This is a genomic window from Granulosicoccus sp. 3-233 (assembly GCF_052681095.1).
On the sequence record NZ_JBQYLE010000053.1, the window covers coordinates 1 to 965 of the forward strand.

Annotated in this window: 1 protein-coding gene; it reads right to left on the reverse strand. The window is 52.7% G+C overall.

Annotated features, from left to right (window positions below):
- Positions 1–322, reverse strand: a 322-nt coding sequence (locus ACUNV4_RS30380) for a hypothetical protein (protein ID WP_430882431.1), incomplete at its 3' end; no start/stop codon positions are given.
- Positions 323–965: the final 643 nt, after the last annotated feature.

The following is a 965-nucleotide window of genomic DNA, read 5'->3' on the forward strand; positions in this document are numbered from 1 at the left end:
TCTGCCAGAATCGTTCCATCTGCTCCCGGCTCGCCTTGAGGTCCCTGAGGGCCTGCAACTCCTTCAGGGCCTTGTTCACCAGTCGTACCTTGCACACCTGCAGGCCCCTGTTCACCCTGCGGACCGCGTGGGCCGGGTGGGCCTGCGATACCCTGAGGGCCTTGCTCACCTGCAGGCCCCTGTTCTCCTTGTATTCCTTGCTCTCCGGTCGCGCCTTGTATCCCTTGTATTCCCTGCTCGCCCATTGCTCCTTGCGGCCCTGTTTCGCCTGCCGGTCCTTCGAGTTGAACCAATTCATAGCCTCGGCGACAAGTGCCGTCATCCGTCAGATTCAGGATTCTTCCTGAGGAACTGACGCAGACACTGGTTACTGTATCGGCGATGCTGGGGGTCGATATAACAGACAAGGCCATAACCAGACACGATGCGCCCAGGCAGCTTTTCCATTTATGTTGTTTCATATTCTTCATTCTCGCTTTTTCGATAACGATTTCGTTACGATGGAAATTGAATGATATTTCGAACTCCTATTGACCAACCTCCTTGTTATGCCAAATGACTGGGTTCAACGATTGAGCCTTCCAGCTGATTGTCCACTGAAGGACTTGCCTTGATCGTACAGTAATGCGTATTGGACAAATAGCCCCCGCATTTTCCGAGGTTCGCTCATGTCGATGGTGCACGGCAGGATATTGAGCGCTATGGAGAAGGCCCAATTTCACCCATTTTTTGACAAGTAGCTATAAACGCTGAAATTATCAGATAGCCACCTGCCTGAAGAAGCGTCCAGCAGGAGGATCATTCTTTTACAAGGGCGATACGAAAGTATAGGATCTCAGGTGTCACTCGACGGGCGATCCCGGAAGCCAAGATGTATTACACATGAGATGGCCAAGTGCACGGTAGAGTCGCCGACTGGCGCGGTGACGGGTTTCGGAAGTTGTCGCTACTTCCCAGGCGTTTAG